14 protein-coding genes and 1 pseudogene are annotated in these 13,139 nt (G+C 39.7%); 14 read left to right on the top strand and 1 reads right to left on the bottom strand.

Going from position 1 to position 13,139, the window contains the following annotated elements; all coding sequences use genetic code 11:
• Positions 1-147 precede the first annotated feature (147 nt).
• The 14 genes and pseudogenes from ACFOU2_RS17745 to ACFOU2_RS17680 all read left to right on the top strand — a co-directional run bounded on the left by ACFOU2_RS17745 (position 148) and on the right by ACFOU2_RS17680 (position 11,358).
• Positions 148-876, top strand: coding sequence for an anthrax toxin lethal factor-related metalloendopeptidase (locus tag ACFOU2_RS17745; RefSeq protein ID WP_377917447.1), 729 nt, complete (start codon positions 148-150; stop codon positions 874-876).
• A 370-nt stretch (positions 877-1,246) separates the two neighbouring features.
• Positions 1,247-1,459, top strand: a complete 213-nt coding sequence (locus tag ACFOU2_RS17740; RefSeq protein WP_377917503.1) for a spore coat associated protein CotJA — start codon at positions 1,247-1,249, stop codon at positions 1,457-1,459.
• Between the two features lie 5 nt (positions 1,460-1,464).
• Positions 1,465-1,725 carry a spore coat protein CotJB gene (locus tag ACFOU2_RS17735; protein WP_377917445.1) on the top strand — a complete coding sequence of 87 codons (261 nt, stop codon included), beginning with the start codon at positions 1,465-1,467 and terminating at the stop codon, positions 1,723-1,725.
• Between the two features lie 22 nt (positions 1,726-1,747).
• Positions 1,748-2,317, top strand: coding sequence for a spore coat protein CotJC (gene cotJC / locus ACFOU2_RS17730; RefSeq protein WP_377917443.1), 570 nt, complete (start codon positions 1,748-1,750; stop codon positions 2,315-2,317).
• Between the two features lie 471 nt (positions 2,318-2,788).
• Complete coding sequence (gene purU, locus ACFOU2_RS17725; protein WP_377917441.1) at positions 2,789-3,691, top strand: formyltetrahydrofolate deformylase; 903 nt, start codon at positions 2,789-2,791, stop codon at positions 3,689-3,691.
• Between the two features lie 384 nt (positions 3,692-4,075).
• Positions 4,076-4,573 (top strand): annotated as a pseudogene (gene thyA, locus ACFOU2_RS17720) (thymidylate synthase); the annotation flags it as partial.
• A 278-nt stretch (positions 4,574-4,851) separates the two neighbouring features.
• Positions 4,852-5,151 (top strand): thymidylate synthase, encoded by a 300-nt coding sequence (gene thyA, locus ACFOU2_RS17715; RefSeq protein WP_377917439.1) that lies wholly within the window; start codon positions 4,852-4,854, stop codon positions 5,149-5,151.
• On the top strand, positions 5,148-5,627 hold the full coding sequence (folA, locus tag ACFOU2_RS17710; RefSeq protein WP_377917437.1) for a type 3 dihydrofolate reductase: 480 nt from the start codon (positions 5,148-5,150) through the stop codon (positions 5,625-5,627). The genes thyA (ACFOU2_RS17715) and folA overlap by 4 nt, the downstream gene beginning before the upstream one ends.
• Positions 5,628-5,956: 329 nt before the next feature.
• Positions 5,957-7,228, top strand: coding sequence for a threonine ammonia-lyase IlvA (gene ilvA / locus ACFOU2_RS17705; RefSeq protein WP_377917435.1), 1,272 nt, complete (start codon positions 5,957-5,959; stop codon positions 7,226-7,228).
• A 171-nt stretch (positions 7,229-7,399) separates the two neighbouring features.
• Positions 7,400-7,651 (top strand): DUF2535 family protein, encoded by a 252-nt coding sequence (locus tag ACFOU2_RS17700; RefSeq protein WP_377917433.1) that lies wholly within the window; start codon positions 7,400-7,402, stop codon positions 7,649-7,651.
• Between the two features lie 285 nt (positions 7,652-7,936).
• Positions 7,937-8,779: a DegV family protein gene (locus ACFOU2_RS17695; protein ID WP_377917431.1), complete on the top strand. Its 843-nt coding sequence runs from the start codon at positions 7,937-7,939 to the stop codon at positions 8,777-8,779.
• A 266-nt stretch (positions 8,780-9,045) separates the two neighbouring features.
• Positions 9,046-9,621 (top strand): SCO family protein, encoded by a 576-nt coding sequence (locus tag ACFOU2_RS17690; RefSeq protein ID WP_377917501.1) that lies wholly within the window; start codon positions 9,046-9,048, stop codon positions 9,619-9,621.
• A gap of 325 nt (positions 9,622-9,946) precedes the next feature.
• Positions 9,947-10,774: an SGNH/GDSL hydrolase family protein gene (locus ACFOU2_RS17685; RefSeq protein WP_377917429.1), complete on the top strand. Its 828-nt coding sequence runs from the start codon at positions 9,947-9,949 to the stop codon at positions 10,772-10,774.
• Between the two features lie 11 nt (positions 10,775-10,785).
• Positions 10,786-11,358: a YpmS family protein gene (locus ACFOU2_RS17680; protein WP_377917427.1), complete on the top strand. Its 573-nt coding sequence runs from the start codon at positions 10,786-10,788 to the stop codon at positions 11,356-11,358.
• Positions 11,359-11,521: 163 nt separating this feature from the next.
• On the opposite strand, the gene ACFOU2_RS17675 is transcribed toward ACFOU2_RS17680, so the two are convergent.
• Positions 11,522-12,892 carry an RsmB/NOP family class I SAM-dependent RNA methyltransferase gene (locus ACFOU2_RS17675; protein WP_377917425.1) on the bottom strand — a complete coding sequence of 457 codons (1,371 nt, stop codon included), beginning with the start codon at positions 12,890-12,892 and terminating at the stop codon, positions 11,522-11,524.
• Positions 12,893-13,139 lie beyond the last annotated feature (247 nt).

The following is a 13,139-nucleotide window of genomic DNA, read 5'->3' as shown; positions in this document are numbered from 1 at the left end:
CCGCTTATGCGTAAATAATGGAACATGGATGTTTTTTATCCATGTTCCATTATTTATGTGGATTTATATATGAAAATATTACAATCTCTTACTTTTTAGTTGTTATGGTACAATAATAAAATCATAGAGTAAGAGAGGAAGTATTAAATGAAAAAGCGATATACCTTTTTTTCATTGCTGCTTCTATTATTAATACCGACTGTTACGTATTCTTCTTATGAACAAGATGCAATCCCTTTAAAAGACACCGCGATGTTCCGTGACATTATGTTTCAACGGAGTGAAAACGCTTCTTTCCTAGGAAAGATTGTTTATGTACCAAAGGGTCCATTCCAACAATCGGAAGCGGAGCAAATCATTATAAGGCTTTCGGCTATAAATCCAGATATCCTAAAAAAGATGGAACAAGAGAAGCTTCGCATTAAATTATTTACCGGAAAGCTTACAGAGGAAGCCGCTTTTTCCCGCTTAAAGGGAATCCAGCCGCGCGGATACAGTGAAAACGGTCCGACGTGGGATGATGTACCTGGAGCCGGAGGATCAGATACGGTGTATGTGAAAATCGGGAGCAGCAATAAAGGGAGCGGACACGGTTCGGTCAATTTGGAACTGCATGAAACGGCCCATACGATTGACAAATATGTTTTAAACGAAATCCGGTACCACCCGGATTTCGTAAAAGCCTGGCAAAATGAGAGGGAGCGATTGTTTCCTGGACGCGGCTATTTTTTGATGTATCCAGAAGAATATTTTGCAGAAACATTTGCGATGTTTTATTACAACCAATTAACGCGCGGCCAACTAAGAGAAACAGCTCCCCAAACGTATCGCTTTCTTCAAAACGTGCTGGAGAAGCCGAGAAAGTTTTCATTTTAGGGTTTCGGCCTGCTGTGTGACCGAGTTGAAGGAAACGAAACGGCCAGTTTGTACGATGAATAGCAACATAATAAAAATCATGCCATTTTTTGGCTGGAATGAAAGAATCGCTTAGAAGAGAATGAAGGGGCTGTCCAATCAATTTAAGATAGACAGCCAGAAATATTTTTACTAAAAGGACCCGGCAGAAAAATCCTTGATTATATTGGATTTTACATGCCGGGTCCTTTGTTCTTTTTTATACAAAAAGGGAGGTTTTTTCTTTATTTCTGTCATGTAGACAAGCAATACGTGAATATGGTTAATAAAAATTCCCTTTTTAAAAGAGGTGTATCAAGTGTCAGATCAACAGAGAATATCGTTTACACGCATGAAGGCATATCGGCCCTTTCATAGTCAATATGATCCATGCAATCCTATAGGGGAAAAATATTATTCTACTCCTCCTAATCTTTATATAGGATTTCAGCCGCCCAATTTTCAGCAATATCCAGCCAAGGAAGCATTAATGAAAGGAACGCTATGGCCCGCATTTTGGGATTATTACGAAAACCCTTATGAATCGAAAGGGAAAGGTAGGTAGACGGTGTGAAACAACTGCCCCAAGAATATTATGATCGTTTGGAAGAAATTCAAGCTGCGGATTTCGTTCTGGTAGAACTGACCCTTTATTTGGATACCCATCCTGATGATTACCAGGCCATGCAGCAATTTAATCAATATGCCCAATATAGCCAACAGTTGAAGCAAGCATTTGAACAAAAGTTTGGTCCGCTGCAGCAATATGGAAACAGCTACACGGATGCCAATTGGAGCTGGGGAACAAGTCCATGGCCATGGCAAGTATAAATGCTTAAAGGGGGAGTCCATCATGTGGATATACGAAAAAAAATTACAATACCCTGTCAAAGTAAGTACCTGTAACCCGACACTCGCCAAGTACTTAATTGAACAATACGGTGGAGCCGACGGGGAGTTAGCTGCAGCCCTGCGTTATTTAAATCAGCGCTATACCATTCCGGATAAAGTGGTGGGGTTGCTCACGGATATAGGAACAGAGGAGTTTGCCCACCTTGAAATGATTGCGACGATGGTTTATAAGCTTACCAAAGATGCGACACCGGAACAATTAAAGGATGCGGGGCTGGGGGATCATTATGTCAATCATGATTCTGCTTTGTTTTACCAAAATGCAGCCGGCAACCCTTTTACGGCTACATATATCCAGGCAAAAGGGGACCCAATTGCAGACCTTTATGAAGATATAGCGGCAGAGGAAAAGGCAAGGGCAACATATCAGTGGATCATTAACATGTCAGACGATCCAGATTTAAATGATGGATTAAGATTTTTACGAGAGCGGGAGATCATCCATTCGCAGCGGTTCCGTGAAGCGGTGGAAATATTGAAAGAAGAAAGAGACCAGAAGAAGGTTTTCTAAAAAGTGATGGAATGCTTCGGCCTATTTCGGGAAGATGAACAGAGGGCATGTTTGTAGTGCCCTTTGTTCATCTTTTTTCTATATAAATCCACATAAATCATTTGACTTAAATAAAAAGCATTTAGGTCAAATGATTTATGCATAAGCGGCTGACCCATAAGTTCAAACAAATGATGGGTTTTATGTTTTATGCAAAATGGATCGTCAATTAAAACCCTTGGTATTACTGGATTTATATAACGGTCCATTTTGCGGGGGGTGACTCAAAAGGGGCGATTTTTCCCCTTTTGGGTCACCCCATCTAATTTTTTAACATCATCTATCGCTTGTTATCCTGTTTATGTTCCTTTGTGTGAGCATCCTGGATAGGTTTATAGGTGAATTCTTTGTAAGGAGGGTTGAAAATAAGAAGGAATCGATTATAATGTTTTAATAATCAGAAAACTAAATAGAAAAAGAGAGGCTTTTTTCATGAAAACATTCATAAAAGACAATATTCAGGCATTTCAAGAACAGTACCAGGATCGGGGAAGATTGTTAATTAGCTGTCCAGACCAGCCAGGCATTGTTGCGGCTGTTTCTCAATTTTTGTTCGAGCATGGAGCGAATATTGTGGAATCAAGCCAATATTCCACTAACCACGAAGGCGGGAGGTTTTTTATTCGGGTTGAGTTTGAGTGTGAACAGCTAAAGAAGAAAGAAGGGCAATTAGAAGCTGATTTTCAAGAAATCGCTCAAAAATTCGATATGCGATGGAACTTTACATACGGCTATCATATAAAGCGTACGGCTGTTTTCGTTTCAAAAGAGCCGCATTGTTTGCTCGAGTTGTTGTGGGAGTGGCAAAGCGGTGATTTGATGACGGATATTGCACTTGTCATCAGCAATCATGAAGATTCACGCGAAGTCGTCGAGTCACTTGGCATCCCATTTTATTATATACCGGCAAGTAAAGAAAACCGCCGGGAAGTAGAACAGCAGCAGCTGCAATTATTGAAGGAATACAAAATTGATTTAATCGTGTTGGCCCGTTATATGCAAATTTTAACGCCCGACTTTGTAGCTGCACATCCAAGCCGCATCATTAATATCCATCATTCGTTCTTACCGGCATTCGTAGGAGCGAAGCCTTATGAGCGTGCGTATGAACGTGGTGTGAAGTTGATTGGGGCTACGTCTCACTATGTAACAGATGACCTCGATCAAGGTCCTATCATTGAACAGGACATCGAACGAGTCAATCACCGCGATAATGTGGAGTCTTTAAAGAAAATCGGTCGCTCCATCGAACGAAGAGTATTGGCAAGAGCGGTAAAATGGCATTTGGAAGATCGCATTATTGTGCACCAAAACAAAACGATTGTGTTTAATTAAAATAAGTTGGGGGTGACTCAAAAGGAGGAAAATCGCCCCTTTTGAGTCACCCCACGCAAAATGGACCGTTATATAAATCCATTAATACCAAGGGTTTTGATTGACGGTCCATTTTGCATAAAACATAAAACCCATCATTTTTTTGAACTTATGGGTCAGCCTCTATAAAGAAGTGGACATGGGTAAAAACCACCCATGTCCAATTCATTACGCATAAGCGGCTGCCATCCGTCATATTTTTCATTCTTTAGCTTCTATTCCGGGAGAAAAGAGGCCCGGGGAAGCAAAGAATAGGAATGATGAAAGGATAATAGAAACAAAATAGAAATCTTAAGTAAAATCACGTAAAATAGAAAAGAACGTTAATTAAAGGATGTGTTTTTGTTGAAGCAGTACTTAGACTTATGCAGGCACGTATTAGAGAACGGAACGAAAAAAGAAGACCGAACAGGGACTGGTACAATTAGTACGTTTGGATATCAAATGAGATTTAATCTACAGGAGGGCTTTCCTGTCGTTACGACGAAAAAGCTTCATTTAAAGAGCATTATTCATGAACTGCTTTGGTTCTTAAAAGGCGATACGAACGTTAAATATTTGCAGGAAAACGGTGTCCGCATTTGGAATGAGTGGGCAGATGAGAACGGGAATCTTGGTCCTGTGTACGGATACCAATGGCGCTCATGGCCGACAGCAAGCGGAGAACATATTGACCAAATTTCTAATCTCATTCATCAGATCAAAAACAATCCCGATTCCCGCCGCCTGATCGTCAGCGCGTGGAATGTAGCGGATGTAGACAACATGGCATTGCCGCCTTGTCATTGCTTGTTCCAATTTTATGTGGCCGATGGGAAACTTTCATGTCAGCTTTATCAGCGTTAACATTCTGGAGCGCCTTTACAGAGCAATCTGTATCGAAAAACCTTGCTAAACAGGGAAACTCTTAAACTGTTAAGACAATCCTGTGCTAAATTTTATTTCTTCTTAAAAGGAATAAATAAATGCCGAACGACTATCCCATAACGGGAGTAGAATCCAAGCGATAGGGATTCGAAACGCAAGGCTACCGAATCAGGTAGGTGATATAGTCTCATCCCTATGGTGACATAGGGCAGCCGAAAACGGCGGGTTGAGTGTAGCGAACTCAACTGAAGATCGTGTCAGCTGACGTTTTCCTGGGAGTGCCCTTTAACATTGCATCATATGCGTTGTTAACGATGATGATTGCACAAGTGTGCGGTTTGGAACCGGGAGAGTTTATTCATACATTTGGTGATGTGCATATTTACTCCAATCACTTAGAACAAGTGAAACTTCAATTAACACGTGAACCGAAGTCATTGCCTCAAATGAAAATCAATCCTGAAGTGAAATCCATCTTTGATTTCAAATTTGAAGATTTTGAGCTTGTGAATTATGATGCGCATCCTCACATTAAAGGAGAAGTGAGCGTATGATTTCATTGATTGCCGCAATGGACGAGAATCGTTTAATCGGAAAAAACAACGATTTACCGTGGCGCTTGCCGGCAGATCTTGCTTATTTTAAAAAAGTGACGATGGGCCGTACCGTTGTGATGGGGCGAAAGACATTCGAGTCCATCGGCAAGCCTCTCCCGGGTCGTGAGAATGTCATTGTAACAAGCCGGCAAGATTATAAGGCAGAGGGGGCGGCTGTTGTTCATTCGCTCGATGAACTATTAGCCTTTGATAACCATTCAAAAGAATTGTTTATCATCGGCGGTGCTCGTTTATATGAACAAACACTTCCGCATGCAAATCGCCTTTACTTAACAGAAATTCAAGAGCAATTTGAGGGAGATACGTATTTTCCTGTTTTCAATCAAAGTGAATGGAACGTTATCTTTAAAGAACAAGGTGTCAAAGACGAAAAAAATTCTTATACGTACTTCTTTACGATATATGAGCGTTAAATTTGAAAATGAAATAGACTTTCCATATAAATCCACAGAAAGAATTGGACATGAGCAAAAAACGCCCATGTCCATTCTTTACGCATAAGCATTTGCCCATTTACATATTAAGGCCCCTTGTCAAATGCTTATACGTAAACCCTTGTAAGTCCATTCAAGGCGGATATAAGAATGATGTTCATCCCATTTACGCTACTGATTTATTTCATCCCGCTTGAACTTTGGGCATATCATCAATTGTTCAAAAAGTTAGAAAAAACAATTAATTAAATCGAATTATGTGATATAATGTACAAATCATAAGGGATAAATCAGGAAGGAAGTTGAATATGGGACAACAAGTAGAAAACAAAGAAAAAGCCGTTCATTTAGAGGACATTTTGATTGCAAATCAAATGATTAAAGATGTCGTTATTCATACTCCTTTACAGCGAAACCATCTGCTATCAGAAAGATATGAGTGTAATATTTATTTGAAAAGGGAGGATTTGCAGGCTGTTCGCTCGTTTAAATTGCGCGGTGCTTACAATCGAATCAAAAAATTAAGCGAAGATGAACTGAAAAACGGAATTGCCTGTGCAAGTGCCGGGAACCATGCGCAAGGAGTTGCCTATGCTTGCCGACATTTGAATATTCAAGGAAAAATCTTTATGCCGAGTACTACTCCGAGACAAAAAGTTAATCAAGTGCAATTTCTCGGAAAAGATAATGTTGAAATAGTTTTGATCGGAGATACATTTGACGATTCATACGATAAGGCCATCGCATGCAGCATGCAGGAAAATCGAACATTTATTCATCCATTTGATGATGTGGATGTGATTGCCGGGCAGGGAACAATAGCGGTGGAAATGTTAAACGATTGCGAAGAAGAAATTGATTATGTATTCGCCAGCATTGGCGGGGGAGGACTCATCTCAGGGGTCGGTACATACATTAAAAGCGTTTCTCCCCAAACGAAACTGATTGGTGTAGAGCCGCAAGGGGCCCCTAGTATGAAGGAATCGATTTTAAAAGAAGAAGTTGTTCCATTACAAAAGATTGATCCGTTTGTTGACGGGGCAGCTGTTAAAAAGGTAGGCACTCTTACGTACGAGATCTGCAAGGAAATCGTCGATGATATTGTCGTGGTGCCGGAAGGAAAAGTGTGTACGACGATATTATCTCTCTATAATGAAAATGCTATTGTTGTGGAACCAGCCGGAGCTCTGCCAATTGCAGCGCTTGATGCGTACGCAAATGAAATCAAAGGAAAAACCGTTGTTTGCATCGTCAGCGGAGGAAACAATGATATCGGGCGTATGCAGGAAATCAAAGAGCGCTCCATGATTTACGAAGGATTACAACATTACTTTATCGTAAACTTTCCTCAAAGGGCCGGTGCTTTAAGAGAGTTCCTGGATGAAGTGTTAGGTCCTACTGACGATATCAGCCGATTTGAATATACAAAGAAAAATAACAAAGAAAGCGGACCGGCACTTGTCGGAATCGAGCTGAAATATAAAGAAGATTATGCCCCTCTAATAGAACGGATGGAGAAAAAAGGGTTTCCGTTCATGGAGGTCAACAAAGAAAGCAATCTCTTTAACCTACTTATTTAAATAAATGGGTCTTCTGACTCGAGTTCAGATTTACTGGACTCGAGTCATTTTATATGATTTTTTCAGTTAAAATAAATTGAAAAAATCATATAAAATTAACACAAAAAGACAACATTCGAGCCCAGAATAGAGTTATAATATAGGAAACGGGTGAAAAAGAGGATTGATATCTTGTTATTCAAAAGCCTAGAATTCAAACATGTAAATGGGCAAAAGGTAAAAGTGATTGAAATTCCTGTATTGGAGGACGATAGCACTTATCGATTCATGATTTCTCTTCGGCTTGAAGCGTTTATGAACCAAGTTTTTAACAACAAAAACCCGAAAAAAGTCTATTCATTCAAAGAATACTTAAAAAGAGTATTAAAATGGAAACAATACGAACTAATTTTTAAAGAAGATATACTAAAACACAATGCATAGTTCACGTGAGGTCGTCTTGCAAGAACTAAAAGGATGGCCATCATATTTTTAGACTGGAATGAATCATCAAGAACCTTCATTTTTCATGATGGTTCATTTTCAGGAGGTTGACTCAACAGCATGTTTTTGGACTGCTGAGTCAACCTCTTTTTATTTTCAGCTGAAAATAAAAAGAGAAAAGCGGAACAATATATTCGAACATTTATTATCTTTTTAGGATTTTACCTTTGAGCTATTGTCGAAAAATGATATAATTAGGCTCAAGGTTTTGGTAGGGGTGAACTCATGGCAAAAATTAAGATTGTAACCGATTCAACGGTTGATTTATCAAAAGAGGAGCTTGAACAATATGGTATAGAGGTTGTACCTTTATCCATTACGATAGATAATGATACATTTTTAGATGGAATTGACATCACGGCGAAAGAGTTTATTGAAAGAATGAGGCAATCAAAAGAGCTTCCGAAAAGCTCGCAGCCGGCTGCAGGCCAATTTGTTGAGGTTTATGAGAAATATACAAGTGAAGGCTATGATATTGTTTCCATTCATATGACAGGCGGTATGAGCGGAACGGTTCGATCGGCTGAAAGCGCAGCTAATATGGTAGATGGAAACGTCAAAGTTATTGATTCCATGTATATATCAAAAGCGTTAAGTTTCCAGGTCATTGAAGCCGCAAAAATGGCACAGGAAGGTAAGACGGTCGAGGACATCGCAAAAAGAGTGGATGAGATCCGTCGAAACACTACCTTATACGTTGTTGTTGATACACTGGAGAATTTGATAAAGGGCGGCCGGATTGGACGCGGAAAAGCGTTGATTGGATCACTATTAAACATTAAACCTATTGCTTCACTTGAGGACGGAGTGTATACACCTGAAGCGAAAGTGCGCAGTCACTCGCAGGTAATTAAGTATTTAACGAAGAAATTGGAAGAGGATACAGCTGGAAAAACAATCAAAGGTATCGGTCTTGTACACGCAGAGGGGTTGGAACTTGCAGAAAAGCTTAAACAATCCATTATTAATGTAAGCGGTTATACAGATTTTTCAATTCAATATACAACACCCGTAATTTCTACTCATACAGGAGCGGGAGCTATTGGTTTTATGTATTTTGCAGAATAAAAAATGTCTCCTCCTTATATAGGGGGGGACATTTTTTTATTTGTTAAATATTTCCGATTTCAGGAAGTGTGATATGATTTTTTCTATAAAAGAATAGGGGAAGGAACAACGGTTGTGATCTCTCTGCCCCGATACATAAAGATAGAAACGTCCATTCAAGGTGCGATTGCGTGAAAAGGACTTAAAAACGCTTTCCGCTATTTTCATAGTTTGTTAAAATGAATGAAGATATAACGAATTTAATAGACAGGAGTTTGAACATGTTTATGAAGAGAAAAATGAGGGTATTGATAACGATAACCATGCTAATGCTCGCGTTGGCGGCGTGCGGTTCGAAAATTCCTGACCCGTTAAATTGGAAACTGGACAACTTTTCTTACACAAATCAAGAAAATGAACCTTTCGGGTTGTCTGATTTAAAAGGAAAAGTATGGATTGCTGATTTTATCTTCACAAACTGTGAAACGGTCTGCCCGCCGATGACAGCCAATATGGCAAAGCTGCAAAAGAAAATGAAAGAAGAAGGCTTAGATGTGGAATTTGTTTCATTTAGTGTGGATCCAGAGCATGATACTCCAGAGGCCCTGAAAGAATACGCGGCAAAGTTTGATGGAGATTTAACAAATTGGCATTTTTTAACAGGGTATAAGCAAGAAGAGATTGAACAATTTGCACTAAAGCAGTTCAAAACCATTGCACAAATGCCAAAGGAAAGCAATCAAGTCATTCATGGAACGGATTTTTATTTAGTTGATCAAGAAGGAAAAGTCGTCAAATCTTACAGCGGCGTCTCTAATACGCCGTATGATGAGATAATTGAACATGTAAAGGCATTACAGTAAGGAAATAGAGGGTTAGCGAAGAGGATGATTCAGAAGCTTTTTTGCGTTTTCCCTCCCAAAATCACTATTCGTGCCGCGAAGTTGGTTAAACAACAATGCGCGTGAATGGTGTTTTCTTTTTTTACTTTAACTTATCATTTATTCAGGAAAATCTTCCTTTCATCTTCTCATTCTTTACAAGTGCAGCGTGCAAAAAATAGGAACTTTTTGCATACGATAGTAATGATTCCTTTCATTTCTAAGCATGAAATGTGTAGGTGCTTGACATGGTATGATAACATAAAAATAACACTTCCCAGCTTATACAAAACAGTAGGTGTTTTTGATGAATAAAAAATGGCTTTTTCTGTTATTATGTGTTTGTTTCATGACTGCCTGCTCATCACCCGCCTTTTTGATGAAACAATCGGATGAACTCGAAACAAGGCAGACAGACCTTCAAGTAAAAGCTCATATTCCAAAAGGATTTTTCCCGGTTGATTTAAATATTGTAGCAATTGGTGACTCGTTAACAGAAGGTGTTGGTGATTCAAGTAAACAAGGCGGATATGTGCCCGGTGTCGTCAAATTTATTTCCAGGCAAAAATCGGTGGATGACGTACGGGTCACCAACCTAGGAAAGCGAGGCAATCGGACAGATCAATTGCTTCAACGGTTGAACCAGGAAGATATTGTGGCTCAAGTGGCCCGTGCCGATATTATATTCATGACCATTGGCGGAAACGATATGATGAAGGTCGTTCGTGACTTCTTCTATAATATCTCTCTTCAGACATTTGATAAAGAGCAGGTCAAGTATGAAAAGAGATTATCCAAGGTTCTGCAACGCATTCGTCAAATTAATCCTGATGCCCATATTTATTTAATCGGTTTTTATAATCCATTTTTACATTCGTTAAGCTCGGTAAATGAGATTAACGTCGTGGTCAAGCAATGGAATGAGTCAAGCGAGAAAGTGGCTTCTAAATTTAAAGGTGTAACGTATGTGAAAGTAGAGGATCTATTTGAAGTGAAAGAACCTTTATTAGCAAAAGATCAATTTCACCCGAACAAAAAAGGATATGAATTAATTGCCCAAAGAATCAATGAATATGTGTTGGATCAGCAGCCGGAAACGAATCAACGTGTGTTGGCGAAACCCGAAAGCAAGTAAGGAGTTTTTAGATGAACAAATGGAAATGGTTATTTATTGGCCTTTTAGCAATTAATCTTCTTTTCCTTTTGGTTATCGGCAGTTTAGCTTTACAACCATCAAAAGGAAATGAACCTTCCATTTATGCTAAAGGTCTCAAAGAAGATGTTTCATTAGGCGTTATTGCAAAGAAAAAGGATTTAAACGTTTTAATTAATGAATATTTACAAAAGGAGTTTAATAATCAGCCTTTAAATTATGTAGTCCGATTGACTGATCAAGTTGAGGTGTACGGAACTGTTGAGGCTTTTGGAAATGACCTTGATATTAGTATGGATTTTGAGCCTGAGGTTCAGAAAAACGGGGATCTCTTGCTCAACCAGAAATCACTGGCAGTGGGGAGATTGCAGCTACCTGTTCGCACCGTATTAGGATATGTGAACAATAATTTTTCGTTACCTGAATGGGTGCGGATTAATCCAAGAGAAGAATCCGTTTATGTCGCACTGCAAGAGATGGAAATGAAGAGCGACTTTCGGGTAAAAGTGAAGAAGTTTGATTTAGAAAAAGATGATATTCAATTTACATTGATCTCGACTAAATGAAAAAGCTCGCTATGCGAGTTTTTTCTGTTCTTTCTGCCTGCATAGACTTACAAAGGTTCACATATAAGCGGTTGGCAAGGACCCTTAATGTCGCTTGCGAAGCCTTATGCGTAAAGAATGTAGCATGGACCGCTTTTGTCCATGTTACATTCTTTATGTGGATTCATATATTAGGAAGACGAAGTCCTTTTGGGTAAAAGTTTTTAATGGTTCCTTTTGTTTCTTTGCCCCATCCAAGGGAAAAACCATCGAGAGCTAGAAGCAGCCAACCCCGGTCTTCTCCGCTTTGAATCGTTTCTCCGCGTATGTATTTTTTCCATGCTTCATCCGTTTGCCCAAAAGTGAAAAAGTGTTTGGCTTCTTCTGGACGAAGTGCCATAGCGAGTGCATGGTTAGGCTCAAAGCGGTTTTTCTTAAACTCACCAAGATGTAATCCAGGGCGAATTACTTTCAATCCATCTAAAGAAGGACATCTTTCTGGAAGGGAGTATAGGTGAGTTTTTGTCACATAAAGAATCCCGCTAATCGAAGTATTCAACACTTCTTGTTCAAACAAACGGTATAGTTGGGTCTGGGCTTTTGTGAGATTGCTGGATACCGACTTGCGTTTAGAAGAGACCGTTTCCCCTGTTTTTCGCAGTTTAGCCACGAAATGTCCCTCCCCTTTTAAATGGTGAGGCCATAACCGTGCCGTCCTTCTTATTTGTTCTTGCTGATTCTTTGTCCACTCAGGACGGCCATCTTTAACTCCATTGTGTTTATCGATTGGCAGCAATTCCATGTCCGGATATTTTTGTAAAAATGCTTCTATTACTTGTTCATTCTCTTCCGGTGAGAAGGTACAAGTGGAATAGACGAGAATGCCGCCCTGTTTCAACATGGTATAGGCTTCGTCTAAAATTCGTTTTTGTTGAGCTGAACAATGTTTGACGTGATCTTCACTCCAAAATTCAATCGCTTCTTCATCTTTACGAAACATTCCTTCTCCTGAGCAAGGGGCATCCACTAAAATTTTATCGAAGAATCCCGGAAAGGCTTGGGCAAGTTTTTCCGGGATTTCGTTTGTGACAATGGAGTTCGATATACCTAAACGTTCGATATTTTCGGACAATGCTTTTACGCGCTTAGGATGGATTTCGTTTGAAATAAGGAGTCCTTTGTTTTTCATCAAAGCGGCCAGCTGTGTTGATTTACCGCCCGGCGCTGCACATAGATCCAATACACGCTCATGCGGCTTTGGGTCAAGCGTTTGAGCGACATACATGGCGCTTGGCTCCTGGATGTAAAATAATCCGCTAAGATGATACGGATGTTTTCCAAGCTGCAAGTCAGATGGATAATAAAATCCTATTGGACAAAAAGGGATACGTTCAACTGGTAGATTTATGCGCTGCTGCAAATCCTCCGGTGAAAGTTTTAGCGTATTTACGCGCATCCCTGATGCCTTTTCGTGATGATATGTATGAATAAAGGAGTCATACTCCTTGCCAAGTAATTGGCTCATTTTTTCTTCAAATGCTGACGGTAAATTCACTTTCCTATCTCCTTTCTATCTTCACTATTATAGCGAAATATAAAGGAAAGTGAAAAGAGGGGAGCCCCCATCAAATGAAGCGACATGGAAAATCCAGCAAAATCAAGGATTTTTTTGACGCCTCATTTGATTAATAAGCAGTTTATCCTTTTAGGCGAAGGTTTTTGAAGCGGCTCCCTGGAGATGAACCGTCATGGGAACTCCCGGAAAACCGAGCATCTTGTTGACGGTTCATTTCGTGTGGTCG

Source organism: Bacillus songklensis (assembly GCF_042649685.1).
GTDB classification, from domain to species: Bacteria; Bacillota; Bacilli; order Bacillales; family Bacillaceae_H; genus Bacillus_BA; species Bacillus_BA songklensis.
This window is presented reverse-complemented; position numbering and strand designations above follow the sequence as displayed.